The 24,343-nt window shown below is 60.8% G+C and carries 26 protein-coding genes; 11 read left to right on the top strand and 15 right to left on the bottom strand.

Going from position 1 to position 24,343, the window contains the following annotated elements:
• Positions 1–31: 31 nt before the first annotated feature.
• Positions 32–1,207 (top strand): Tet(A)/Tet(B)/Tet(C) family tetracycline efflux MFS transporter, encoded by a 1,176-nt coding sequence (gene tet, locus J2X43_RS27785; protein ID WP_310300263.1) that lies wholly within the window; start codon positions 32–34, stop codon positions 1,205–1,207.
• 419 nt (positions 1,208–1,626) lie between these two features.
• Here tet and J2X43_RS27780 read toward each other — a convergent pair whose 3' ends face one another.
• The 5 genes from J2X43_RS27780 to J2X43_RS27760 all read right to left on the bottom strand — a co-directional run bounded on the left by J2X43_RS27780 (position 1,627) and on the right by J2X43_RS27760 (position 6,605).
• A complete protein-coding gene (locus tag J2X43_RS27780; RefSeq protein ID WP_310300260.1) occupies positions 1,627–3,279 on the bottom strand; it encodes a hypothetical protein in 1,653 nt (550 codons plus the stop codon).
• A 21-nt stretch (positions 3,280–3,300) separates the two neighbouring features.
• Positions 3,301–4,803 carry a UbiA family prenyltransferase gene (locus J2X43_RS27775; protein ID WP_310300257.1) on the bottom strand — a complete coding sequence of 501 codons (1,503 nt, stop codon included), beginning with the start codon at positions 4,801–4,803 and terminating at the stop codon, positions 3,301–3,303.
• Between the two features lie 90 nt (positions 4,804–4,893).
• Positions 4,894–5,595 carry a TIGR02281 family clan AA aspartic protease gene (locus J2X43_RS27770; protein ID WP_310300254.1) on the bottom strand — a complete coding sequence of 234 codons (702 nt, stop codon included), beginning with the start codon at positions 5,593–5,595 and terminating at the stop codon, positions 4,894–4,896.
• A complete protein-coding gene (locus tag J2X43_RS27765; RefSeq protein ID WP_310300251.1) occupies positions 5,592–5,804 on the bottom strand; it encodes a DUF1289 domain-containing protein in 213 nt (70 codons plus the stop codon). Before J2X43_RS27765 ends, J2X43_RS27770 begins: the two co-directional genes overlap by 4 nt.
• Before the next feature lie 18 nt (positions 5,805–5,822).
• A complete protein-coding gene (locus J2X43_RS27760) occupies positions 5,823–6,605 on the bottom strand; it encodes an adenosylcobinamide-GDP ribazoletransferase (protein WP_310300248.1) in 783 nt (260 codons plus the stop codon).
• A gap of 155 nt (positions 6,606–6,760) precedes the next feature.
• Here J2X43_RS27760 and cobT point away from each other — a divergent pair, with 155 nt between their 5' ends.
• The 3 genes from cobT (at position 6,761) to J2X43_RS27745 (ending at position 9,469) form a co-directional block, all read left to right on the top strand.
• Positions 6,761–7,777, top strand: a complete 1,017-nt coding sequence (gene cobT / locus J2X43_RS27755) for a nicotinate-nucleotide--dimethylbenzimidazole phosphoribosyltransferase (RefSeq protein ID WP_112387164.1) — start codon at positions 6,761–6,763, stop codon at positions 7,775–7,777.
• 131 nt (positions 7,778–7,908) lie between these two features.
• A complete protein-coding gene (locus tag J2X43_RS27750; protein ID WP_310300245.1) occupies positions 7,909–8,301 on the top strand; it encodes a diacylglycerol kinase in 393 nt (130 codons plus the stop codon).
• A 97-nt stretch (positions 8,302–8,398) separates the two neighbouring features.
• Complete coding sequence (locus J2X43_RS27745; protein WP_310300242.1) at positions 8,399–9,469, top strand: hypothetical protein; 1,071 nt, start codon at positions 8,399–8,401, stop codon at positions 9,467–9,469.
• A gap of 2 nt (positions 9,470–9,471) precedes the next feature.
• Here the strand turns inward: J2X43_RS27745 and J2X43_RS27740 are convergent, their stop codons facing one another.
• Positions 9,472–11,007 (bottom strand): HAMP domain-containing sensor histidine kinase, encoded by a 1,536-nt coding sequence (locus J2X43_RS27740; protein WP_112516042.1) that lies wholly within the window; start codon positions 11,005–11,007, stop codon positions 9,472–9,474.
• Between the two features lie 105 nt (positions 11,008–11,112).
• Between J2X43_RS27740 and J2X43_RS27735 the strand changes: the two genes are divergently transcribed.
• The 3 genes from J2X43_RS27735 to J2X43_RS27725 all read left to right on the top strand — a co-directional run bounded on the left by J2X43_RS27735 (position 11,113) and on the right by J2X43_RS27725 (position 12,831).
• A complete protein-coding gene (locus J2X43_RS27735; protein WP_310300237.1) occupies positions 11,113–11,661 on the top strand; it encodes a thermonuclease family protein in 549 nt (182 codons plus the stop codon).
• Positions 11,652–12,275 carry a uracil-DNA glycosylase family protein gene (locus J2X43_RS27730; RefSeq protein WP_405049650.1) on the top strand — a complete coding sequence of 208 codons (624 nt, stop codon included), beginning with the start codon at positions 11,652–11,654 and terminating at the stop codon, positions 12,273–12,275. The genes J2X43_RS27735 and J2X43_RS27730 overlap by 10 nt, the downstream gene beginning before the upstream one ends.
• A gap of 67 nt (positions 12,276–12,342) precedes the next feature.
• On the top strand, positions 12,343–12,831 hold the full coding sequence (locus J2X43_RS27725; RefSeq protein WP_112387170.1) for an Lrp/AsnC family transcriptional regulator: 489 nt from the start codon (positions 12,343–12,345) through the stop codon (positions 12,829–12,831).
• A 173-nt stretch (positions 12,832–13,004) separates the two neighbouring features.
• Here the strand turns inward: J2X43_RS27725 and J2X43_RS27715 are convergent, their stop codons facing one another.
• Positions 13,005–13,874 carry an NAD(P)-dependent oxidoreductase gene (locus J2X43_RS27715; RefSeq protein WP_310300229.1) on the bottom strand — a complete coding sequence of 290 codons (870 nt, stop codon included), beginning with the start codon at positions 13,872–13,874 and terminating at the stop codon, positions 13,005–13,007.
• A 262-nt stretch (positions 13,875–14,136) separates the two neighbouring features.
• Between J2X43_RS27715 and J2X43_RS27710 the strand changes: the two genes are divergently transcribed.
• Genes J2X43_RS27710 through J2X43_RS27695 form a run of 4 tightly spaced genes read left to right on the top strand, consistent with a single transcriptional unit; the run spans position 14,137 to position 17,997 of the window.
• Positions 14,137–15,105 carry an aliphatic sulfonate ABC transporter substrate-binding protein gene (locus J2X43_RS27710; protein ID WP_310300226.1) on the top strand — a complete coding sequence of 323 codons (969 nt, stop codon included), beginning with the start codon at positions 14,137–14,139 and terminating at the stop codon, positions 15,103–15,105.
• A 28-nt stretch (positions 15,106–15,133) separates the two neighbouring features.
• The gene (gene ssuD / locus J2X43_RS27705; RefSeq protein ID WP_310300224.1) at positions 15,134–16,303 is read left to right on the top strand and encodes an FMNH2-dependent alkanesulfonate monooxygenase; all 1,170 of its coding nucleotides are present in this window, start codon (positions 15,134–15,136) and stop codon (positions 16,301–16,303) included.
• A 25-nt stretch (positions 16,304–16,328) separates the two neighbouring features.
• Positions 16,329–17,165 carry an ABC transporter permease subunit gene (locus J2X43_RS27700; RefSeq protein ID WP_310300221.1) on the top strand — a complete coding sequence of 279 codons (837 nt, stop codon included), beginning with the start codon at positions 16,329–16,331 and terminating at the stop codon, positions 17,163–17,165.
• 10 nt (positions 17,166–17,175) lie between these two features.
• Positions 17,176–17,997, top strand: a complete 822-nt coding sequence (locus tag J2X43_RS27695) for an ATP-binding cassette domain-containing protein (RefSeq protein WP_310300218.1) — start codon at positions 17,176–17,178, stop codon at positions 17,995–17,997.
• 5 nt (positions 17,998–18,002) lie between these two features.
• On the opposite strand, the gene J2X43_RS27690 is transcribed toward J2X43_RS27695, so the two are convergent.
• The 8 genes from J2X43_RS27690 to J2X43_RS27655 all read right to left on the bottom strand — a co-directional run bounded on the left by J2X43_RS27690 (position 18,003) and on the right by J2X43_RS27655 (position 24,256).
• The gene (locus J2X43_RS27690; RefSeq protein ID WP_310300215.1) at positions 18,003–18,479 is read right to left on the bottom strand and encodes an SRPBCC family protein; all 477 of its coding nucleotides are present in this window, start codon (positions 18,477–18,479) and stop codon (positions 18,003–18,005) included.
• Complete coding sequence (locus tag J2X43_RS27685) at positions 18,476–18,811, bottom strand: metalloregulator ArsR/SmtB family transcription factor (RefSeq protein WP_310300212.1); 336 nt, start codon at positions 18,809–18,811, stop codon at positions 18,476–18,478. Before J2X43_RS27685 ends, J2X43_RS27690 begins: the two co-directional genes overlap by 4 nt.
• The gene (locus J2X43_RS27680) at positions 18,808–19,500 is read right to left on the bottom strand and encodes a glutathione S-transferase family protein (RefSeq protein WP_112539294.1); all 693 of its coding nucleotides are present in this window, start codon (positions 19,498–19,500) and stop codon (positions 18,808–18,810) included. The genes J2X43_RS27685 and J2X43_RS27680 overlap by 4 nt, the downstream gene beginning before the upstream one ends.
• A gap of 92 nt (positions 19,501–19,592) precedes the next feature.
• Positions 19,593–21,203, bottom strand: coding sequence for a hypothetical protein (locus tag J2X43_RS27675; RefSeq protein ID WP_310300209.1), 1,611 nt, complete (start codon positions 21,201–21,203; stop codon positions 19,593–19,595).
• Between the two features lie 87 nt (positions 21,204–21,290).
• Positions 21,291–22,103 carry a methyltransferase gene (locus tag J2X43_RS27670; RefSeq protein ID WP_112539292.1) on the bottom strand — a complete coding sequence of 271 codons (813 nt, stop codon included), beginning with the start codon at positions 22,101–22,103 and terminating at the stop codon, positions 21,291–21,293.
• 94 nt (positions 22,104–22,197) lie between these two features.
• Positions 22,198–22,464, bottom strand: coding sequence for an usg protein (locus J2X43_RS27665; protein WP_112387181.1), 267 nt, complete (start codon positions 22,462–22,464; stop codon positions 22,198–22,200).
• Positions 22,465–22,625: 161 nt separating this feature from the next.
• A complete protein-coding gene (locus J2X43_RS27660; protein WP_310300202.1) occupies positions 22,626–23,456 on the bottom strand; it encodes an ABC transporter permease in 831 nt (276 codons plus the stop codon).
• Positions 23,453–24,256: an ABC transporter permease gene (locus tag J2X43_RS27655; protein WP_112387183.1), complete on the bottom strand. Its 804-nt coding sequence runs from the start codon at positions 24,254–24,256 to the stop codon at positions 23,453–23,455. Before J2X43_RS27655 ends, J2X43_RS27660 begins: the two co-directional genes overlap by 4 nt.
• Positions 24,257–24,343: the final 87 nt, after the last annotated feature.

Below are 24,343 nucleotides of genomic sequence, written 5' to 3'. Positions count from 1 at the left end.
AACTTATCACTGATAAATTTTGGTGAACGATATGAAGAAAGCGCTCAGCGTCGTCTATGCCACCGTGGTTCTGGACGCGGCGGGGATCGGCCTGACTTTGCCGATTTTTCCGCGTCTTCTGCGCGATGTCGGCCATACGGACGATCTCGGATGGCGTTTCGGCGCCTTCCTGGCGCTCTATGCGCTGATGCAATTTCTGTTTTCGCCCGTGTTGGGGTCGCTGTCCGACCGGTTCGGACGCAAGCCTGTTCTGCTCGTCTCGCTTGCGGGTGCTGCCATCGACTATGTGTTTATAGCCTTGGCTCCGGCACTCTGGATGCTGTTTCTCGGCCGTGCGATTGCCGGCTTTACCGGCGCGAGCAATGCCGTTGCGGCGGCCTGCGTCACGGATGTAACCGAAGAACATGAGCGCGCGCGCCGCTTCGCACAGCTGAGTGCTTGCTTCGGCGTCGGTTTCATTGCCGGGCCTGCTATCGGCGGGATCCTTGGCGAATATTCCGTTCGGCTGCCGTTTATTGCCGCCGCGGTGCTGAACGCTCTGAACTTTGCCGTGGCGATTTTCCTGCTGCCGGAAACCCGCAAGCGCGGCGAGGGAGAGGAGGGGCAACCGCTGTCGCCCTTCACGCATTTCAAATGGTTGTTCAGCTTCAAGCCGCTAATGACGCTGATGGCGGCTTATTTCCTGCTGGCTTTCATCGGCGAAGTCGGCGGCACCGTGTGGGTTCTCTATGGCCAGGACAAGTTTTCTTGGTCGGCGATGATGGTCGGCATTTCGCTGGCCGCCTTCGGATTCTTCCATGCGGTGGTACAGGCTTTCGTGGCCGGACCGGTCAGCGAACGCTGGGGAGAGCGGCGCGCAGTGCTGATTGGCGTCATTGCCGACAGTATCGCCTATGTGACGATCGCCTTCCTGAGCGAGGGGTGGATGGTGTTTTTCCTGATGCCGTTGTTTTGCCTAGGCGGCATTGGCGCGCCGGCGCTGCAATCGCTCGTCACGGCGAATGCAGATGCGGAGGCGCAGGGCAGGGTCCAGGGCCTTTTGGCAAGCATGGTCAGCCTCGCCTCGATCGCCGGGCCGCTGGCGATCAGCACCATCTATTTCGCCTCACGGGACGTCTTTCCGGGGCTTGTCTGGGTGCTTGGTGCTGCCGTTTATCTGGGGCTTCTGCCGCTGATTTTCAGCCGCCGCCCTGCTGTCCCGTCATGAGCCATTTTGCAATGCATGGCTGTGCAATATCTGATACCGGCAGGGAATATTTCACCTATGGTGGCGTAAATCGCGATAGAGGTGTGGAAATCGCACCATGTCACGCCTTCGTCACGCGACAAGCTTATCGATAGTGTGCTTAATAAGCCCTGCGAAGCGAGGGGATCGCTAGCGTTTCCGTTCCTGGCCCGCCAACCTGGTGGGCTTCGATATTCTACCGCCATTAGAATACGGACGCCGATTATGATCAGACTTCACATTTTATTCGCCGTCGCGTTCATGGTTGCGATGTGTTCGCTGGCATTTGCGGTCAGCTACAATCATTCGAAGACAAGCGACAGCCACACCAACGGAAGCTCAGGCTTCCTCTGGCTCTCGGCTTCCAGTTGAGCTGAGGGTTGAACGGAAGGATGCCGCGACTAGCGGTTGCTCACTGGATAAACGCAGCTATCGCCTTCCTGATGAACGATTTCGCCGAAGACGGGATCACAATCCGTACCCAGATATGCGGCGCCGTGTGTGCTCGCATAGGCTAATATATCCTGGGAGGACGCAGACTTGCGGCGCAGTTGCTCGCTTCCGTCCCATATATCGAAATAGGCAGGCGACCACATGACGGCCGCGCCAAACTTGGTCGCGAATATCTGCTGCCGCCGAGACGTATACTCGAAACCGAGCGCCGCGATTTCGGGCAGCCGTTTCGGCCAGATCAGGAACTTTGTATCCGGAGGAAGCTGCTGATCGGCCCAACTGCCCAGCGCCTGCCATTCATGGCTCACTTCAAGGTTTTTACGCTGGTAGAGGTATGTTGGATAAGACAAGAAGATCACGGTCATCACGGCAATCGTGCAAAGGGCTACGATCGCAACGGTATGCTTTCCTTGCCGATCCTCATCCTTTCCACGACGGTTTGCCGCTCGATAGAAGGCAAGCAGCACGCAAGCGAAGGCGGCGCTGAACCAGACGGCGACGAGCGCGATGGAAAGGGTCAGTCCGCGAAAAGCAACTGCTCGGTCTGGCGCCGCCATCCATGCGGCAGCGAGCAGTGCGACAGCGAATGTCGAAAGCATCATGATCATCACGGCGCTGCGAATAAGGTGCAGGTTCAAGACCAAGGCTGAATCGGTGACGAGCGGCGCTGCTGCGCCGATGACAAGCAGCGCACTCGCGCCTCCCGCCAGATGTCGCAAGGCGTTCGCCTGACGGCCGAGCTGCGCGGCGGCAAGAAAGCATGACAGGGCGGCAGCGGCCAAGGCAACCACTTCCAGCCAGCTGTTGCCGTCGAGGAAGAAGTGAGCGGGATAGAACCCTCTTAGAAACTGCCTGTAGGAGAAGGCTGGAGCTTCAAGGATCTGGTGGTTCGACAGGACGTTGAGCAGCGGCGGCACCAGGAGCACGCCGCCGATCAGTGATCCGAGCAGGCCGCGGACCATCAATGTACGCCACGAGATGGCGCCGGTGCGGAGTTGATAGGCCGCCAGAAAGCAAAGCGGCAGGATCATCCACACCGCCATGAAGGCGTTGAGAAAGAATGTCAGGGCCGTGGCAATGGCGGCCTGCGCATATCTGCCGCGCACGGCATAGGAAAAGCCGAGGATCAAGGGCGCGTTCGCAAGCTCGGAATGGGTGAAATAGTTGAGCATCACGCCGGCGCCACCCACTGTCGTGCCTTGCAGGCAGGCAGCCATGGCGAGCAGCAACACGTAGATATTGAGCACCCGTCTTTCGTGGAATCCGAAGCTTCGTGCCAAATGCAGCGCGGCAGCCAGCAGCGAAAAATGCGTTGCGGCAAGCCAAAATGCCAGGAACAGTTTTGGATTGATAATCTGCCCGGCGCCGGTGAAGACGATCCAGAAACCCGACGAAAAGTGCTGCAGTGACTGGATGAAGGGATCGCTGGCAAACTGCGGCAGCGCAAACGAATTCATCAGTATCGGCAAATGATAGACGTTGTTGTTATCGATTGGCAGATAGCCAGTGCGTAGAAAGCTGAGCACAGTTGCCAGCAAAACCACTGAGCAAGGGTGCCAGCTCAGGATGCGGGCGAGGGGATTGCGAGATCGGGTCACCACTTGGCTATCCACAGGCGTGTCTCAACGGGCGGCAAGGATGACGGCAATGATGGAAAATCCTACCAGCCAGCTCTTGCGATCACGCAGCGCGAAAGTGATCGGGTCGTCGTGCAACATGCGGCGATGGGCAAGCATCAGCGTCCTGCTGGTCCAGTAGAGGAAGAGCGGGCACAGACCCCAGAGGATATGCGGATGGCTGTAAAGGCTGGCCACCTCTGGTGACGACACATAGAGAGCGAGAACGGTGATCGAGTTCATTCCGGCTGCGGCTGCAAGTGCCGCAATCACCGGAAGATCGGTAAGACGGTAGTCGCGATTGTCCGGATCAGCGAGGCCGTTGTCGAGGCGCGCGGCGAGTTCGATATGCCGCTTCGTCAACGCCAGCGCGGCGAAAATCATAAGCGAGAACGTGAACAGCCATTCCGATACGACGACGTCGATCGCCGCTGCACCTGCAAAGATCCGGATCGTGTAGAGGATCGCCAATGTTACCACATCGACGATCATTTTCTTCTTGAGGGACAGCGAATAGATCAGCGTTCCGGCGAAATAGACTGCCAGAAGGAGCGGAAATAGCGGCGGCAACAGCGACGCGACGGCGAATGCTGCGATTGTCAGTGCAGGTATGAGCGCCAGCCCTGATGCCAGGGATGCCCTGCCGGCAGCAAACGGCCGCAGATGCTTGCTTGGGTGAGCCCGGTCGGCCTGCAGATCGAGCAGATCGTTCAGCAGATAGACGCCCGAGGCGCAGAGTGAGAAGGCGATGAATGCGAGTGTTGCGGCCAATAAGGCCGCAGGTGTAAATTCGTGCGACGTCAGGGCCGGAACGAAGATCAGGGCGTTTTTGGCATATTGATGCGGCCGCATTGCCGCCCAGAGCGCGCGGTATCCATCATGGCGGGGTGCCAGTTTCACATGCGAGGGATGCGCGGCATCAAGCCGGTTCGACTGACGGGCCGATAAGCCGATGCTGAGTGCCGTGCGGGCATGCGGCCAGATATGAAAATCATCGCCGCTATTGCCGATGTAGTCAAAGCCATTGCGGCCAAACGCGGCGATCAGCGCATCGGCTTTCCGCTGGCCTTTCAGATTGATCGCTTCATCCGAAGCGAAGATCCCATCGAGAAGAAGCGGCATTTGTGCGGCCACGGCTTCTGCATGCTGCCGGTTAGCCGCCGTTGCGAGATAGACCTTGCGCCCCTGATCCTTGGCGGCGACGATCGATGCCAGCACCTGTTCGCTGAATGGAAGCCTGGCGTAGTCGATCTGCGATAGCCCGGCGAAATGCGCTTTTAATCCGGCTCTGGAGCCTATCGCAGAGTTCGATGGGAGAAGGGCACGCCAGCCATTTCTGGCGATCGAGTCGAATATGCTTTCCAGGAAGAGATCCGAACGCACCAGCGTACCATCGAGATCCACGACGAGCGCGATATTGGTGTCTTCGGCCGGGCGATCAATGCCGGTCTCATCGCCCGTAAAGGGTGCGCCGTATTCGGCGTTTGTCTTGAATTCGTGACTCATCATGCGCCGACCACCAAAGGAACGGGGCTATAATCGGCGAAAAAGATTAATCAAATCGTGGGTGCCGCTACTAAAGCCTTGCCTTACCCGCTCTCAATCCCGCAGGCGCAGTTCGTCTGTCTGCATCTGCATCGAGCCCAGCGTTTCCAGGAAGCTCATCCCGAGCAGGCTTTGGTCGAGCTTGCCGTCTTCGGCGACGCTGGCGGCAACACCGGTGCGGACGATGGGGCCGATAGCGACACGGTCGAGCGTGACGGGTGCTGCGCGGGTACGGCCGTTGGCGGTCATGACGGTCATCGAGTAGTCGAGGTTTTCGGGGATGATGCCGATGCGTTCGGCGTCGGCACGCGAGAGCGCGACCATGCTGGCGCCTGTGTCGACCAGCATCTGGATTGTTTGGCCGTTGACCGAGACGTCGGCCTCGAAATGGCCGTTGAGCAGCTTGTGCAGGATGATCTCGCTGCCGCCTTCGCTGGTGGTGACGACGACGGCGCGGCCCGGGACGAGCCCGGCCAATAGCCGGTTGCCGACGCCCAGCATATCCTGCCGGTAGAGATAGACGGTGGCGAGCGCCAGTATGATGACAAGCCAGATCATCAGGTTGCGCATCGTTTCGCCGATATTGCGGCGGCTCGCCCAGATGCCCGCCGAGAGCATCAGCGCGATCGGCAGAAGATAGACCATGCGCCCGAAATCGTCGGTCTCCATGCCCATGATGCGATCGTTGCCGTTGTTGAAGACGAGGATGGCGAGGCCGATGCCGAGGATCAGCAGAAAGATCGTCAGACGGCTCATGCAAGCTGCTCCGCAGTGATGCTTTGCCGGCTACTCTCCGCGTGCGCCTCGCCTTCGAAAAGCCGGGCAGGTAGAATCGCCATCAGGCGGGCGCGTTCGGCATCGGAATAGCGCATCCAGGCGCCGATTTCGTCGATCGTACGGCCGCAACCCGTGCAAAAACCGGTTGCAGGATCGATGGCGCATACATGGATGCAGGGTGTTTGCATGAAGGATATATCGTTGTTTCACAAGGCCATGGCAAGGGCGCAGAGCGCGGCGATCTCGGAAATCTGTTCGGCGGCGCCGAGCGTGTCGCCGGTATGGCCGCCGAGTTTTCGGCGGATATAGAGGGTGACGGCGAGGACGGAGATTCCGGAGGCCAGCAGGCTGCAGACAAAGGGCAGCAGACCGAGTGCCGGCCAGATGATGAGGGCGGCGAGCAGGCATCCCGAGACGAGCGCCGTGTGCATCGCACCTTCGCCGGGCTTGCCAGCGGAGGCGGCAACCCCGTCGGTCTTGGCCGGCGGCAGGCGATGCCAGTGCCAGACGAGCGCGGCGCGGCCGAGGCAGGCGGCGGCCGGGATGGCGAGCGCGGCCTCGAAGGCCGATGCTTCGCGGGCGATGGCGGCGAGTGCTGCGGCGCGAAGCGCAATTGAGATGATCAGCGCAATGGCGCCGTAGCTGCCGATGCGGCTATCCTTCATGATGACGAGCGCATGGTCGCGGTCACGTCCGCCGCCGACGCCGTCGGCGGCATCCGCCAGGCCATCCTCGTGCAGTGCGCCGGTGATGACGGTGAGCGCTGCGATCGCCACCAGCGCCGACATCAGCCGGTCGGCGCGCAGCCCCAGCATCATCAAGAAAATCGCAGCAGGAATAATGCCGATCAGCAGGCCGGCCAGCGGGAAGGCGCGCGCCGTGCGGCCGAGCTTGCCGTCATCGCCGGCAAAGACGAAGGACGGCATGGGAACGCGGCTCAGGAACGCGACGGCGCGGGCGGTATCGAGCGCATAGGCCTTGATGATCATGTCCCCACTTCATGCATGGAAGCTGCGGCGCTTTTGGAGTTGTTCGCCTCTGCCGCTGGCTTTAAGAGAGTCGCGACGAAAGAAGCCGATTTGCTGCGAAAAGACAAGTTGGCCCCGGGAAGCCGGGAGAAAACAGAATACAAGGAAGTCCCTTCATGAGCGTTTCAGGCCTGCCGTTCGACGATTTCCGCGCGCTGCTGCGCGAGCTGCCGGGTCCGGATGCCCGGGCGCTGGTTGCGGCGCGCGAGCGTGACGCGCAACTGACGAAGCCGCCGGGTGCACTCGGCCGCCTTGAGGAAATCGCCTTCTGGCTGGCGGCATGGACGGGCAGGGCGCCTGCCGTCAACCGGCCGCTGGTAGCGATCTTTGCCGGCAATCACGGTGTTGCGCGCCAGGGCATCACACCCTTCCCGCCGTCGGTGACGCAGCAGATGGTCGAGAATTTCGCGGCCGGCGGTGCTGCGATCAACCAGATCTGCGTTGCCTACGATCTCGGCCTCAAGGTGTTCGATCTGGCGCTCGATTACCCGACCGGTGACATCACCCAGGAAGCCGCACTTTCCGAGCGCGACTGCGCCGCCACCATGGCCTTCGGCATGGAGGCGATTGCCGGCGGTACGGACCTCCTCTGCATCGGCGAGATGGGTATCGGCAACACGACGATTGCGGCAGCGATCAACTACGCCCTTTACGGCGGTTCGGCACGCGACTGGGTCGGTCCGGGTACGGGTTCGGAAGGCGAGATGCTGGAGCGCAAGGTGGCCGCCGTCGAGCGCGCCGTCGAGCTGCACCGCGATCATCTCGACGATCCGCTGGAGATCATGCGCCGCCTCGGCGGCCGCGAGATCGCGGCGATGGCCGGTGCGATCCTGGCGGCGCGCGTCGAGAAGATCCCCGTCCTGATCGACGGCTATGTGGCGACGGCTGCCGGTGCTATCCTGCAGGCCGCCAATCCCTCGGCGCTCGATCACTGCCTCATCGGCCATGTCTCGGGCGAGCCCGGCCATCTCAGGGCCATCGAAATGCTCGGCAAGACGCCGCTTCTGGCGCTTGGCATGCGGCTCGGCGAGGGCACCGGTGCAGCTTTGGCGGCCGGTATCGTCAAGGCGGCTGCCGCCTGCCATTCCGGCATGGCGACCTTCGCGCAGGCAGGTGTCACCAACAAGCATTGATTGGGCGGCTCGCGTTCAGCTTTGTGACAGGTTGATGACGGACGCTTGCGGCGCGGGCCGGGAAACGGTATTCGCATTTTCACTGATGGACGGCGGAGAGACGCCGTCCCCGACCGCAAGACGAGGACGCCTTGGAAAAACCTGCCGTTCGAAAGCTGACCGGTGTCAGCCATTTCTTTGCTGCCGCGAGCTATTCCTGGGCTGGATTCCAGCGCCTGATCAAGGAATCTGCTTTCCGGCAGGAACTGCTGTTCGGCGCCGTTTCGCTGATCCTGCTGATCGCTGTCGGCGCCACGCTTTCCGAGCTGGTGATCGCGGTGATCCTGCTGCTGGCACTGTTTGCCGTCGAGGCACTCAACACGGCGATCGAAGAGGTTATCGACCGTATTTCGCCTGAAATCTCGATGGTCGGCAAGCATGCCAAAGACCTCGGGTCTTTCGCCGTGCTCTGCACGCTCAGCGCCTGCGGGCTCTTCCTGCTGTTCACGATCGGCAAGCATCTGATCGCCATCGTCTTCGGCTGATATTCAGGCTGACCCTTAAATATTAAGGTTGTGTAAATAATAATTGTACTCTTAGGTTGTTTCCGTTCTGCGCGGCAGATGCATACGGGGGCGACCATTGGCACATCTTCAGGCGAATGCGGTTCAGCAGGTTGAAGGCGGCGAGAAGGCCAGAGACCTTGGCTATATGGGGCTGGCGGCGCTTGGCCTGACTTTTCTCTTCTTATGGCTGTCTCAACAGGGCGGCGTCTCGTCGGCGATCGGTATCGGCGGGCTTATCGTTGCGGCCTCGGCCGCCGTCGGCGGCGTCATGGGATTTCTGTTTTCCGTGCCGCGTATCATGACGAAAGAGGCGCCTGCCGTTCCAACTGCGGATGTGAAGGCCGGCGCGGAAGGCTTGAAGTCGCCGCGGCGCGAGAGGCTGCTGGCGTCGAATACCAACCTTGAGCGAATTTCGGAATGGCTGACAACGATGCTGGTCGGCGTCGGGCTGACGCAGGTGGCGAGTCTGCCCTCGCATCTGAATTCATTTGCCGATTTTATCGACAAGCAGGCCGGTGGCCTCTTTGCCGGAGCCAATGCGCCGCTGCTGAATGCGGTCACCGTCTCGTCGCCTTTCCTCCTTGTCTTCGGGCTTATCGCCGGCTTCATATTCTTCTACCTCTACACGAGGATCTATCTGTCGCCGCTGTTCCAACAAGTGGAAATCCTGCTGGATAAGGATCCGGGTGAGCAGAAGCTCGGCGAGCAGACGACAAAGCAGATCGTCGATAGCGTGCCTGTCGAGGATCGAGACGCCTTTCTGTCCTACCTGACGAGCAGTGACCGTCTGTCCGTCAATCAGGGGATCGAGATCATTTTCGACCTGCTTTATCAGCCCGGCGGCTATGAACAGGCGATCGCGATCGGCACTAAGCTTGCGAGCACACCGGCCTCGAAGATCGCCCAGTTCTGGTTCCTGATGGCTGCGGCCTACGGGCAGAGGCATCGCGCACTGCGCGTCAGCGAGGCTGCTCCCGAAGAGTTGGCGAAGACGAAGAAGGCGGTGCTGAGTGCCGCAAAGCAGGCGATCCTGCTCGACCCATCCTACAAGGAAAATCTGAGAAATCTGACGCGGTTGGATAGTATCGACAACGACCTCGGAGACTTCCGCGATGACCCGGCGTTCCTGGCGTTGCTCGCGGGCTGACCTTAGGCGAAGCTCTTGCGCTTACGGGACACGGCATGCGCTTCCTCGACAGCAGGAAGGCTCTGCAGCACGCGTTTGCCGGGCAGGATGGCAATGACTTCGGTGCCTTCGCGGAGCTTGGACTTCAGCACGAACTGACCGTCGTGCTTGGCGAGGATCGCCTGGACGATCGGCAGGCCGAGGCCGGTGCCCTGTTCTGCGCTCTTGATGGCGATCGAGCCCTGACCGAAGGCAGAAAGCACGATCGGGATTTCCTCTTCGGGAATACCGGGACCATTATCCTTGATCGAGATGTACTGGCCGCCGCCTGCCGTCCAGCCGACCTTGACGTGGATCTCGCCGCCTTGGGGCGTGAACTTCACGGCGTTGGAAAGAAGGTTGAGAACCACCTGACGCATCGATTTCTCGTCGGCCCAGACGGAGGGAAGCTCTGGCTCGAATTGCTGGCTGATGGTGATGTTCTTGCCGCTGGCGCGCAGCTGCACCATGCCGATGCAATCCTCGGAGATATCGAGCAGCGAGATCGCCTCTTCGCTGAGCTCGTACTTGCCGGCCTCGATACGGGAGAGGTCGAGGATCTCGTTGATCAGGTTCAGCAGATGCTGGCCGGAGCGGTGGATGTCGCCGGTATATTCCTTGTAGGTCGGGTTGTTGAGCGGACCCATCACCTCCGACGACATGACTTCGGAAAAGCCGAGGATGGCGTTCAGCGGCGTGCGCAGCTCATGCGACATCGAGGCGAGGAAGCGGGACTTGGCAAGGTTCGCTTCCTCGGCGCGGCGGCGCGCTTCGTCCGACATCGACTTGGCAACTTCGAGCTCGGCAATCAGGTCGTCTTTTTCCGACTGGAAGGAGAGGATGCGCAGATTCTGCTTGAACAGACGGTCGCTGATATAGCTGAAGAAGATAACGGTGGTGGTGAAGAGTGCCGTGAGGCTGAGTTCGAGGACGTCGCGGGAAATCCCGGCCTTGGCGGCGAGCGCTATGATCGCAGGCGTAAAGGTGACGAGCACCGATGGCGCCAGCATGAAATTCGACATTGCCGTCACCGACAAGGCGATCAGCAGCGTCGCACCCTTGTAGAGAATGAAGCTGGAGGGTTCGCAGGCAGGGCAGCTCTGGAAGGCGAAAAAGGCCCAGGCAAGTCCGATCGGCAACTGGCCGGCGAGAAGCGCGCGGCGCCATTTCCGGGCGGATTCTGCCGTCATTTCCTGTTTGCGGGCGCGGCGGACGAGATAGACGTTGGCGGCATAGGCGACCAGCGTTGCGACCGCCCAGAAGAAGATCTGTGTGTCGCCGGTGAAATAGATGCCGAGAGCGGCGATGATGATTACGAAGAGCGGCATCAGGGCGGCACCCTGCGTGAAGGCCGTCATATACATGCGCAGGACGTCGCGGTCGAAAGCTGCGGTCGAGGAATGGCCGGACTGCAAGCGCTCGCGTGTCTGCCGAACAGCCTTGGAAACGGGCTTGTTGCGGTGACTGCGGGACTTGTCGACGATAATCTTATCGGTCGATGTGCTGACGCCGTTACTCATTTGCACTTGAATACTTGATCCGCGGGTGTTTCCACCGTAACCGGCAAATCTTAAGAAGGTGTTTGCCATTTCTCTCAAGGATTTGTTTTTGAAGGAGGCGGAAGCGTGACGCGCGGCTTCAGGACGATACGCGACGTAGTGACTGCCTTTGCCATGCTGGCGCTGATCTGGCTGATCGCGGCCAAGCTCAACGATCAGCCGGAAACGGTGCATAGCGGCGCGTTTCATGCGGCGGACGGCGATAGTCTGGCGATCGGCGGCGAACGCATGCGGCTGAAAGGCATCGATGCGCCGGAGCTCGTGCAGAGCTGTGAGCGGAACGGCAGGCCGTGGTCATGTGGCCGGGAGGCCCGGGATGCGCTGCAGCGGCTGGTCGCCGGCGCTGACACGCAATGCGGCGGGACCGAGCGCGACCAGTATCAACGGCTGCTGGTGATCTGCCGGAGCGGCACTCTCGACATCAATGGCGAGATGGTTCGAACCGGCATGGCGGTTTCCTATGGCGATTACCGGCGGCAGGAGGACGAGGCACGCGCCAGGCGTTCGGGTCTCTGGGCCGGGACATTCGAGAGGCCGCGGGATTTTCGCGATGACGAGAGACTGCATTCCGGCGGCATCGTCAGGATGATCGGGCAGGCGGTCGGATGGGAATGACGATCGAGACGTTGCACGGCGAGATTGCCGGCTGCCGCATCTGCCGGGATGCGCCTCTTGATCCGTCGAAACCTTTGCCGCATGAGCCGCGTCCTGTTGTCATCCTGTCGCCAACCGCGCGCGTGCTGATTGCGGGGCAGGCGCCTGGCCTTCGCGTCCATGAAAGCGGCATTCCGTTCAACGATGCCTCGGGCGATCGCCTGCGCGACTGGCTGCAGGTCGGCCGCGAGGCCTTCTACGATGCAAGCCGTTTTGCGATCGTGCCGATGGGCTTCTGTTTTCCGGGATATGACGAGAAAGGAAGCGATCTGCCGCCGCGCCGGGAATGCGCGCCGGTTTGGCGCCAGAGGGCCATGGCTGTCATGCCTCAGATCGAGCTGATCCTGACGGTCGGGCAATATGCGCAGAACTGGCATATGGCCGGTGCGGCCAAGGGGAATATGACCGATACGGTCAAGGCGTGGCGCGACACGCTGTTTTCGAACCGGTCACCCGCGGTCTTGCCGCTGCCGCATCCGAGCTGGCGCAACAGCGGCTGGCTGAAGCGCAATCCATGGTTCGAGGAAGAGTTGCTTCCAGTTCTTCGCAGTAGAATTAAACTGCTTATAAACTGAAACAAAATTCTTTTCCCGCGCCGGAATCGCGATATACAGAGAATATAATTCGAAAGGGCTTTCGCATATGGACCGTCTCGACCGTAAGATACTGCGCCTGCTGCAAGAAGATTCGACCCTGGCGGTTGCTGATCTCGCCAAGAAGGTCGGCCTTTCGACAACGCCTTGCTGGCGCCGTATCCAGAAGATGGAAGAAGATGGCGTCATCAAGCGCCGTGTTGCTATCCTCGACCCCGAGAAGGTCAACACCAAGGTCACGGTTTTCGTCTCGATCCGCACGGCGACCCATTCGATCGAATGGCTCAAGCGCTTTTCCGAGGTCGTGGTGGAATTCCCCGAAGTGGTCGAGTTCTACCGGATGAGCGGCGATGTCGATTATCTGCTGCGAGTCGTGGTGCCTGACATCGCCGCCTACGACGCCTTCTACAAGCGGATGATCGCCAAGATCGAAATCCGCGACGTCTCCTCGGCCTTCGCCATGGAACAGATCAAGTATTCGACGCAGCTGCCGCTCGACTACATGCTGCTCGACAGCGCCAAGTCCAACGAGGACTGAGCTATTTCAGGCGGGCGATATTGCATCGCTCGTCAGCTCGCGCATTGCATCCTTGCCGCTCCATCTCGCCGTCTTGCCGGAGCCATCCGCAAGGCGGCGAGCCAGTTTTAGCGCCTGCGCGTGGCAGGTCCTGCGCAGCGTGATCAACTCCGCTGCGCTGGACGAAAGCCCGATCATTTTTCCAGGCGGGCGAGCAGCGAGGACGTATCCCAGCGATTGCCGCCCATCGCCTGAACGTCGCCGTAGAACTGGTCGACCAGCGCGGTGACGGGCAGCTTGGCGCCGTTGCGGCGGGCTTCGGTCAGCACGATGTCGAGATCCTTGCGCATCCAGTCGATGGCGAAGCCGAAATCGTATTTTCCCTGGTTCATCGTCTTGTGGCGGTTTTCCATCTGCCAGGAGCCTGCAGCACCCTTGGAGATGACGTCGACAACCTTCTCGATGTCGAGGCCGGCGCGCTTGCCGAAATGGATGCCTTCGGCGAGACCCTGAACGACGCCGGCGATGCAGATCTGGTTGATCATCTTCGTCAACTGGCCGGAACCGGCTGGTCCCATCAGGCCGACCATGCGCGCATAGGCGTCGATAACGGGCTTGGCCTTTTCGAAAACGGCTTCGTCGCCGCCGCACATGACGGTGAGCACGCCGTTTTCGGCACCGGCCTGGCCGCCGGAAACCGGGGCGTCGATGAAGCCGCAACCCTTGGCCTTGGCGGCTTCATCGAGTTCGCGGGCGACTTCGGCACTGGCCGTCGTGTTATCGATCAGGATCGCGCCCTTCTTCATGCCTTCGAAAACGCCGCCCTTGCCCGTGGTCACCGAGCGGAGATCGTCGTCGTTGCCGACGCAGGTGAAGACGAAATCGGCACTGACGACAGCTTCGGCCGGGGTCGGTGCGGAGGTGCCGCCGAACTTGGCGACCCAATCGGCGGCCTTGGCGGCAGTGCGGTTATAGACCGTGACGTCGTGGCCGCCTTTCGTTTTCAGATGACCCGCCATCGGGAAACCCATGACGCCGAGACCGATGAAAGCGACTTTTGCCATATGCCAGATCCTTTTCGTGATGTGGGGGCATGCTTAGCGGAAACCGCCGTTGCTGAAAAGTCGTCACGGGCAAGCGCGGTACGGCCCGCTTCCGGCTGCCGGGGAATAAAATTCTGCGGGATCGCCGGTTTGAGGTGAGGAAAGTTTCCGTTGGGACAAAACTCACAAATATAAATGTCGATCTAATTTATAGAGTTTCTCATTATCAGCCATCACAACGCGCAGGCACGCCGTCTGCACTGCCGCCGAAAAGGGGAAAGCCATGATCTCACGCCGTCAGACCCTCGGTCTCCTTGGTGCGGCTGTTGCTGCCAGCGCCCTTCCGTCCATCAAGCCAGCGCGCGCCGCCGCTGCAACGGAATTTCGCATCGGATGGCAGAAGAATGGCGTGCTGGCGCTGGCCAAACGCCGCGGGGCGCTGGAAAAGCGGCTTGCGGACAAGGGGATCACCGTCAGCTGGTCGGAATTCACCTCCGGGCCGCCGCTGCTGGAAGCGCTTGGCGCCGGTGCGTTGGATTTCGGTGCGACGGGTGACGTTCCGCCGCTGTTTGCCCAGGCAGCCGGTGGCCATCTCTATTATGTCGGCACCTATCGCGGCAGCCCGGCTGGTTCCGCGATCCTGGTGCACAAGGATTCACCGATTCGGACGCTTGAGGATATGAAGGGCAAGAAGCTGGCCTTCAAGCGCGGATCGAGCGCCCACAACGTTGCCGTCAAGGCGCTGCGCAAGGGCGGCCTCAAGGTCGAAGACGTGCAGGCGCTGGATCTGTCGCCGCCGGATGCCGCAGCCGCCTTCAAGACCGGCAGCATCGATGCCTGGTCGATCTGGGATCCCTATCTGGCGATCGCCGAGGCCGATCCGGATACACGGATCCTGACGACGGCTGAAGGCCTCGTCGATTCCTACAGCTTCTTCCTGGCGAACCAGGATTTCACCGACAACAACGGCCAGGTGATCGTCGATGTCATCGACGAACTCGCCAAGGTCGGCAAGTCGGCGCAGGGCAAGCTCGACGAGACGGCCAAGGAGCTTTCCGAGATCACCGGAGTGCCTGCCGAGGTGACCCGGGTGACGCTCAGCCGTCCCGGCGCCGATCTCGGCGCGGTGACGACGATCACCGATGGCGCGGCTGCCTATCAGCAGGCATTGGCCGACGAGTTCTACGCGCTGGGCATCGTGCCGAAGAAATTGACGACGGGCGATATCGTCTGGCGCCCGAAGGCCAGCTGATCCGTTTTTTTGAAGAGAGGTAAATTTCATGACTTCCAAACCAATCGATTTTCTCTGGTTCATCCCGACCTCAGGTGACGGCGCCTATCTCGGTTCGTCTGACCAGACGCGCGCGCCTGAAATCGGCTACATGACGCAGATCGCCCAGGCGGCCGACCGTCTTGGTTTTTCTGGCGTTCTGCTGCCGACCGGCGTTGCCTGCGAGGAATCTTTCGTCACGGCGGCGGCTCTTTCGCAGCATACCGAGAAGCTGAAATTCCTGGTGGCGATCCGTCCCGGCACGGCGTCGCCGGCCTACTACGCGCGTCTGGCGACGACGCTTGACCGGGTCTCGAACGGCCGCGTACTGCTCAATATCGTTGTCGGCGGCAGCCCCGCAGAATTGGCGGGCGACGGCATTTTCCTGCCACATGACGAGCGCTACGACCATGCCAACGAGTTCTTTGACGTCTGGGAAGAGCTTCTCGAAAAGGGTGTGGCCAGCATCGATGGCAAGCATATCAAGGCGACCAATGCGCGCCTCGGCTTCCCGTCCTACCAGAACCCGCGCCCGCCGCTCTATTTCGGCGGCTCCTCCGATGCCGGGATCGATTTTGCCGTTGGCCGCGTCGATAAATATCTGACTTGGGGCGAACCGCCGGCACAGGTCGGCGAGAAGATCGAGCGCGTGCGTGCGGCTGCCGCGAAAGTGGGCCGCGAAGTCAGCTTCGGCATCCGCCTGCATTTCATCGTCCGTGAGACGGACGAGGAGGCATGGGCCGCCGCCGCCCGGCTGATCTCCAAGCTCGACGATGCGACGATCGAGGAAGCGCAGGCGCGCTTCGCCAAAGAATCCGACTCCGTCGGCCAGGCCCGCATGGCAGCGCTTCATAACGGCCGCCGTGACAACCTGGAGGTTTCTCCGAACTTGTGGGCCGGTGTCGGCTTGGTGCGCGCCGGTGCCGGAACGGCGCTTGTCGGCTCGCCGAAGACGGTTGCTGCGCGGCTTCGCGAATATCAGGAGCTCGGCATCGAGACGGTGATCGGCTCCGGTTACCCGCATCTCGAAGAAGCCTACCGCGTCGCGGAACTGCTCTTCCCAGAACTCGGCCTTGGCCAGAGCGAACAGCGTCACGGTCTCCGCAATGATTTCGGCTCGAAGCAGGTCTTCGGCGGCGGCAGCCATGGCGGCAACCTGAAGGTCGTTTCGGGTTCGTGATCCGGATGATAGCGAGGAGATGAGCATGTCGGTATTCGAAACGCCGCTGGCGCGCGTCGCCGCAGCGCAGCCAAGCCGGAAGGGCCGGGCGCTGCCGCGGCTGCCTGACGGCTCCGCGCTGCTGCCCTATCTTCTGCCGGTGACAATCGTGATTTGCTGGCAGATCGCGTCGTCGGCAGGGCTCATCTCCTCGCGCATCATGCCGTCTCCCGCCGATGTCGCCGTCGCCTTCTGGTCGACCACGACCTCGGGCCAGCTGCCGCATGACGTGCTGGTCAGCGCCGGCCGCGCCTTTGCCGGCCTGCTGGTGGGCGGCTCGATCGGTTTCCTGCTTGGCATCGCCAACGGCGTTTCGAAACTCTCCGAGCAGTTGACCGACACGACGCTGCAGATGCTGCGCACCATCCCGCATCTGGCAATGATCCCGCTCGTTATCCTGTGGTTCGGGATCGGCGAGGAATCGAAGCTGTTTCTCACGTCGCTCGGCGTGCTCTTCCCGGTCTACCTCAACACCTATCATGGCGTGCGCAATGTCGATCGCGATCTGATCGAGATGGGCAGGGTTTACGGCATGGGCAACTGGACGCTGTTCCGCAAGGTGATCTTTCCGGGCGCGCTGCCGTCGATCTTCGTCGGCCTGCGCTATGCGCTCGGCATCATGTGGCTGACCCTGATCGTCTCGGAATCGATCGCTGCCTCGGCAGGCATCGGCCACATGGCCAACAATGCCCGCGAGTTCATGATGACCGATGTCGTGGTGCTGGCGCTGGTGATCTATGCGGTGCTCGGCAAGCTCGCCGATGTCGTGGCGCGGGCTTTGGAGCGGCGCACGCTCACCTGGAACCCGATCTATCAGAAATAGGAGCGAGACGATGACCGTGATCACCCACGAACGCTTCCGCGAGCCTGTCGAGGCCGAATACGAGGCAGACATCGACGCCGCCCGGATCGCACCGGGGACTGCTGCCGCGATCACCCTGACGGGGCTCGAGAAGAGCTTTGACGGCAACCGCGTGCTGCGCGGCATCAACCTGCATATCCCGGCCGGTCAATTTATCGCGGTCATCGGCAAGAGCGGTTGCGGCAAGAGTACGCTGCTGCGCGTGCTGCTGGGCCTCGACCAGCCGACGGCGGGCAGCATCCGCTTCGAAAGCAGCAATGGCGAGGAAAGCCAGCCGAACGCTCGCATTGTCTTCCAGGAGCCGCGGCTTCTGCCGTGGCTGAGCGTTGTCGAGAATGTTGCGGTCGGCCTTGGCGACGGCGTCGATAAGCGGCGGGCACTTGCAGAATCCGCGGCCGTGCTGTCCGAAGTTCAGCTGGCGGAGAAGGCGAAGGAATGGCCTTCGCGGTTATCCGGCGGGCAGCGTCAGCGCGTGGCATTGGCGCGCGCGCTGGTGAGCAAGCCCGGCGTTCTGGCGCTAGACGAGCCGCTCGGCGCGCTCGATGCGCTGACCCGCATCAGCATGCAGGAACTGATCAACCGCGTCTGGCGCGAACTCGGCTTTACCAGCGTGCTGGTGACCCATGACGTCAGCGAAGCCGTGCATCTGGCCGACCGGGTGATCGTGCTGGAAGAGGGACGGATCGCGCTTGATGTTGCGGTTCCGTATCCGCATCCGCGCCGTCATGGCAATCCGGAGCTCGCCGAACTCGAAGGCAAGCTGCTTGGCGCCATTCTGGGCACCGGCCGCTGAAGGCGTCAATGCGTGCCGCTTGCCTCGCGATCCAGGAAGGCCTCGAAATTGTCGAGGCCGATTTCGGTGCCTTGGCGGCGCAGGCCATCATCGGGATAGCCGTCGAGGAACACCACCTGCTCGGTAAACAGCATGCGGGTGCCCGCCGCTGACGGCTCGAAAGTGACGGTGGCAAGGGACGCGGAGATGCGGGTCTCGCCGAGCTTCATCTCGTAGGCGTAGACGATGCGGGCATTCTCGACGACGTCGAGATAATGGGCGTCATAGGCATGCAGCAACCCTTCGCCATCAGCGGTGTGATTGCGCTCGCTGCCGCCGGCGCGAAAATCCAGCCGGTATTCGATCGTCACCCAGCCGTCATGGCAGGCAAACCAGGTCTGCTTCGAGGCCGGATTGGCCCAGGCGCGAAAGGCGCGCTCGGGCTTCGCCTTCAGCTGACGCTCGATCGTGAAGGTCGTATGCGTTGCGGATGGCTGGGTCACGGTGTCGGTTCCTCTTCCCCAAGAAACTGGTCCAGGCGGTCGAAGGCAGCGTTCCATTCGGCCTTGCGCTCGCCGATCCAGCGCTCGAGTTCTGCCAGCCGTTCCTGCCGCAGATGGTAGGTGCGGACGCGGCCGGTCTTTTCAGATTGAACAAGGCCGCTGTCTTCAAGCACGTTCAGATGTTTCAGGACCGTTGGCAATGCCATCGTCAGGGGTTCGGCAAGTTCCGTGACCGATGCCGGGCCGCGGCCGAGGCGATCGATCATGCCACGGCGGCTGCGATCCGAGAGCGCGTGGAACATCCGGTCGAGTGTGGCGGCTTCGATGATCATTCGGCGGGCATCGCCTTGCGGATCGTCTCGGGCAGCTGGTGCTTGTAGGGATAGAATTTGAAATAGGGCAGCGCCTCTTTCAACACCCGGGAAAAAGAGGGGCGCTCGACGAGCCGGCGGTAGTAGCCGGCAAGTTTCGGCCGTTCCGTACCGAAGGGCACCAATGTCTCGCTGTAGAAGAGCGCCGGGGCGGCAGCGCAATCGGCCATGGTGAAGGCATCGCCTGATATCCAGAGATTGCCCGCCAGCTGCCGCTCGATCATGTCATAGGCCATCTCAAGCGTGCCGCGGGCGTCGGCAACGCCCTGCGGGTCCTTCGAATCGGCGGCGCGCATCGTGTCTGCGACGATCTTCTGCATCGGCGTCTGGACATAGAGATCGAAGAAACGATCCCACAGACGGACCTGCAGGGCGCGGTCCGGATCAACCGGGATCAGATGCGCTTCGCCGGGATAGTGCCGGTCGAGATATTCGATAATGATGCTGGTTTCGGGAATGGTGCTGTCACGCGCTTCATCCCTGAGGATCGGCATCTTGCCGACAGGCCAGTAGCGGAAGAGGTCGGCCCGCGAACTTTCGTCCGAGAGATCGACTAGCCGGTCTTCGAAGGGCGTGCCGTTCTCGTAAAGCGCGATCAGGACCTTGTGGCAGAAGGAGGCGAGCGGATGTCCGTAAAGCACGAGCGACATGAGGCGGCCTTTCAGCTGGGATAAAACTTTGCTGATTGGCTAAGTATCAGGATGGGATGGATGTGGCAAGGGATAGTTTGCTGATTGGGTAACTATTGAGCGGGCTCCGGCGCGGGAGGGCGAAGAACGAATGAGGTATCCATGCGCTTGGAACGCTCTCCGAGGTCATCCGACATTTCCTGCCAAATACGCCGCAAGCGTCTGACATGGAGATCGTCGGCAATCCAGCCCATCAAGTGTTCGATGCAACGCTTTGTGGTTGCCGGATCGGCGGTGATAACTTCGCGTGCCCAGATGCAGTAGGCATCTATGCCTACGGCTTCGATCACTGGAGGTAAGTCGGCTTTGGGTTGTCTGCTGACGAGTGGCTGAATGCCGCTCACCTCGCCGATTTTCAGCATTGCGTTTGTCGCAGCAAAGAGGACACCGGCATAAATCTTATCGAACTCGTCCGGTCCTTCGAACGGTCGCCATCGACGCTCGTCGATGCTCCAGAAATCCAGCGACCTCTCAAGGTCAAAAACGGTTCGGATGTTCATCTGTTTCAACAGCAGGAATTTGTCGAGGCCAAGGATGTTACAAAGCTGCGCTTGTCCGACCCAATCGATCGTCTGATAGATCCCGTAGGGTGACTCGACATGCAGCATGATCGGATTATAGGTCGCGAGGTTCTGAACATCGTAGATGCCGCACTCTTCAAGCCTGAAACGCGTCGGGTAATCGATGCCATCAATTACATCCAGCGGCGTCAGGCGCGTTACCGCGTTGAAGCGGTCATCGTCCGTTTTGACCCAAGCCACGAGTGACTGCATCTTCAACAACAGAAATTTTGTTGCGCTCTGCGGCAGTAATCCAAGAAGCGGCGCCAGCGCCATCCAAATCCAAGGCACTTCGTCACACTGACGTGCCGCTGCGTCTCCGCCTGCGACGATCGCTTCAATCGCTTTTGAAGGGTCTTCGAACGCTTCGTAGAGGAAGATCACGATGATGACCGAGGCGAAGATTTCGACCGTCTGCCAAAGGAAGGTGTAGGCAGAAAGGTCGAAGACCGCGAGACTGCGGACGAACTGGCGAGATGCTGCAATGAAGGCCCCAGCAAAGGCGAGTGATCCGACTATTTGAAGCTGGCTGTTGACGCTACCTTCCGGGCAGCAAGTGGTTGCACCGGCGGCGATACTGCATACGCGGCCACCGGAAGCCGTCAGGATCTCGAAACCGTTGGTTACGACGCTGAACAGGTTCAGGAAGCCGAAATAGCAGAGGACAGCAAAGCCTGCCGAGGCGGCGAGCAGTCTATAGTCACCGAGGTTCCCGAAAATTCGAGAAGACCGGATGCGCCGCTCGATCTCTTCGACGAGTTCCATGGAGTTCGAGCGAGAGAGTTTGTAGTCGGGGTCACCGAGATCGGCCAGGTATTTCGCCGTGACCAGCTCAAGCGACGGATTGCTTGCTGGTTCAAGCCCTGCCGAGGATGTGGCCGATCGCTTGTCACGCGTCGTCGGATAGGAGAGCACGAAATCGGCTATGAGCCGCAGCCGGCGAACTCGTATTTCATTCCGGCAATAGATCAGAAGTACGGGAACGAAAAGCGCCAGAAGAAGCGCCGCCCAGCTCATCGTCGCAATTGATTGCCATACCGAATCTAAAAGGCCGAGGACGCCGGCTTTTTCCCAAACCGCATACAAGTCTTCGAACATGGACATTCCCCCATCCCAGGAGGAGCTTCCGTCGTTTAAAGCCTGCCGTCCACCAACGTCATAAACGCCTAAGTTGTGACTGGTCTTTGGCGTTCACCCAGCCAGCCGTGCAATCACCAAATGCCCCGGGCTTGGCTCGCCTTCCTGCATGCGCACATTGATCTCGGTCATCTCGACCAATTCGAAGCCGGTCGCCGTGAGGCGTTCGCGGATGTAAGTATCGGCGTGGAGGAAGCGCTGGTGCGGGCCGACGGCGTAGGGGCGGGTGTCGACGGCGGGCAGGCTTTCGGAGGAGAAGATGAAGAGGCCACGCGGCGTGAGGTTTTCGGCGGCGCCGAAGAACAGCGGTTCGAGGGCGCCGAGATAGGGCAGAACGTCGGTGGCGGTGATCAGGTCGAAGGCGTCTTCGTCGTTGTCTTCGAGGAAATCCTCGGCCTCGGCGACGAACAGCGTCTCATAGAGATCCTTTTCATGGGCGATCTCGACCATGTTTTCGGAGAGATCGATGCCGGTCATGTCTTCGCAGAGATCGCGCAGCGTGCCGCCGGTCAGTCCGGTGCCGCAGCCGAGGTCGAGCAGGCGCTTGAAGGGGCCGAGCTTGAGCTCCTGCAGGCGCTGGCGCACCATCATCGGCACGTGGTAGCCGAGCTGCTCGACGAGCACGTCTTCGAAGACTTCGGCATGCTGGTCGAACAGGGTCTCGACATAGGCGTCCGGCGCCTTTGCAGGCGTTTCGCCGCGGCCCATCGAGGCGATGCGGACGGCAGCACCGCCGTGGTCGTCGGGATCGATTGCAAGTACGTCTTCGTAGGCCTTGACGGCCGCATCGACGTCGCCTGCCTTTTCGAGGGCGAGCGCGCGGTTATAGGCTTCTGCCAGTGCGTCTTCGTCGATCTTCTTTGCCATTGCCGGTCCACCTTTTCGCTTTATGGATGCCTCTAAGGCGGCGAGGCGGCTTTGGCAATGGCAAGCGTGACGGTGATGGAACGCGGCGGGCCGCTCAGTGAATGATGAATTCGCCGCGCAGCGCGCGCCATTCGGTCGCCGAGATCAGCTTGCGGTGGATGTAGCGGACGGAGTGCAGCGGGCCGTCGAGCTTTTCCTGCCAGAACTTCAGGAAGCCGCGCATCTCTGGAAAATCCGGGGCGAGGTCGTATTCCTGCCAGAGATAGGTCTGCAGGATCGCCGGATGATCCGGCATCCGATAGAGGATCTGGGCCGTCGTCAGACCGTAACCCTGGAGCTGTTTTTCCATGTCCTTTGTCATGTCAGTCTCGCTTTCGTTCCCACTCCCGCCTATGAGCGGCAGTTAAAATGGAAACACGGCGTGGTTAACCGAAGATTGACATCAAACGGGCAAAAGAACCATTCATTTTTCTTTGATTTCAATAGTTTGGCAGCATCGCATCGCGAGTGCTGCCAAAGCTGTCAGCGGATTAGATGCCGGGTCAGGCGGCGCTCGATCCAGTTCCAGAAATGGCGCAGCGCTTCCACCATCGTCAGATAGAAGATCGCAGCCCAGAGATAGGTCTGGTAATCGAAGGTGCGCGAGAAGGCGTAACGGGTCTCGCCCATCAGGTCCAGGACGGTGATGATAGCGACGACCGCTGAGCCCTTGATCAGCAGGATGATTTCGTTGCCGTAGGGGCGGAGTGCGACGATCAGCGCCTGCGGCAGGATGATCTTGCGGAAGGATACGGCCTTGGACACGCCGAGCGAATCCGCTGCCTCATGCTGGCCCTTCGGCACACTTTCGAGGGCGCCGCGCAGGATCTCGGCCTGATAGGCGGCGGTGTTGATGGTCATCGAGAACAGGCCGCAATACCAGGCATCGCGGAAGAACCACCAGAGGCCGACGGACTCGAGCTGCGGACGGAAGCCGCCGAGGCCGTAATAGACGAGGAAGAGCTGCGCCAGCAGCGGCGTGCCCCGAAAGACGTAAACGTAGCAATAGGCAAAGGTGCTGAGGATCCTGTTCTTCGACATTCTGGCGAAGGCCAGCGGCAGTGACAGGACAGCGCCGCAAACGACGGAAATCGCCACCAGGATGATCGTCGTCATCAGGCCATGCAGGTAGCGCGGCCCGTAGCGCGTGAACTTGTCCGGATCCCAGCCGGCGATGACCATGTAAATCAAGGTCGCGGCGAGTGCCAGCCAGACGAGAACGAGAATCGTGCCGGTGATGCGCGCCGCCGAGAGCGGCTTGGCGATATGCTTCGGCGCAGGCTGCGGCGGAATGAGGGTTTCTGCGACGCTCACCGGCGAACCTCCGAGCGCTTGGCCCAGCGTTCGATATAGCTGAGGCCGTAGGAGGAGATGACTGCAAGCACCAGATAGATGATGCAGGCGAGAAGATAGAAGAAGAAGGCCTGCTTGGTGACGCGTACGGCAACGGCGGTCTGGCGCAGGATATCTGCGAGCCCGATGATCGAGACGTAGGACGTATCCTTCAGCAGGATCATCCAGAGATTGGTCATGCCGGGAAGGGCAATGCGGATCAGCTGCGGCAGAACGATCAGCCGCAGCGTGCGGCCGCGGTGAAAGCCGAGCGCATCGCCTGCTTCATATTGTCCCTTAGGAATGGCGCGGAAGGCCGAGAGGAGCACTTCTGAGCAATAGGCCGAGAAGACGACAGAAAGGGCGATCATGCCGGCGACGAAGGCGTTGATCTCGATCCGCTCGTCATAGCCGAAAGAGGCGAGCACCGACTGGATCAGGATCTGCATGCCGTAATAGATGATGAAGAGCGTCAGCAGCTCGGGCAGGCCGCGGAAGATCGTGGTGTAGATGCCGGCGGCGAGCCGTACGGACTTTTCTTCCGACTGCTGGCCGAGCGCCACCAGAAAGCCGATCACCAGGCCGACGGGCAGCGTCAGCAGCGCGACGGCGACCGTGGTCTTCAGGCCGACGGCGATTTCATCGCCCCAGCCGGTATCGCCGCAGGCGAGGATCGTCGACTGGCCGAACCAGGTGAAAAGACCGGCAGGTCCGCATAGCGGATCGAAAACATACCCTATCCAGGCCCAGAGCGAGCCCAGCGCGGAAAACAATCCGCCCATCCACTTTTCCCCTCACGGCTTATGCCGTTTTGATCTTTAGCATGTTGTCAGACAAAAATGGCGGAAGAGCAAGCCTTCCGCCATCAT

The sequence above is a fragment of the Rhizobium sp. BE258 genome, assembly GCF_031457345.1.
Lineage (GTDB): Bacteria > Pseudomonadota > Alphaproteobacteria > Rhizobiales > Rhizobiaceae > Rhizobium.
Note: the sequence above shows the minus strand (reverse complement) of the source record. Positions and strands in the feature narration are given on the sequence as shown.